Source organism: Treponema sp. OMZ 840, from assembly GCF_050937815.1.
Lineage (GTDB): Bacteria > Spirochaetota > Spirochaetia > Treponematales > Treponemataceae > Treponema_C.
On the sequence record NZ_JACDIJ010000061.1, the window covers coordinates 1 to 235 of the forward strand.

Sequence of the window (235 nt, forward strand, 5' to 3'; positions counted from 1 at the left end):
TCGTACTTGGTGCCGTTTTTCCAATAATGGGGCTTTTCATTCCCGATTGTTCCTATGGTGCCTGCAAGGTAGACAACCTTTGTAAGCGTTGTGCCCCCGCCCGTGTTACCGCCGGAACTTGTTCCGCCGCCTGCGGCGTTGGGGCAGGCGGTAAAGAGCCCCATAATCACTAACGATGCGGCAAGTGTGAGGACTGCCGCCCAATGTGTGAAGCGCTTTGCGCTTTTGTTTGTGT

1 pseudogene is annotated in these 235 nt (G+C 54.9%); it reads right to left on the bottom strand.

Features of this window, described 5'->3' with window-relative positions:
- Window positions 1-235: pseudogene (locus tag H0R92_RS14105) on the bottom strand (formylglycine-generating enzyme family protein); the annotation flags it as partial.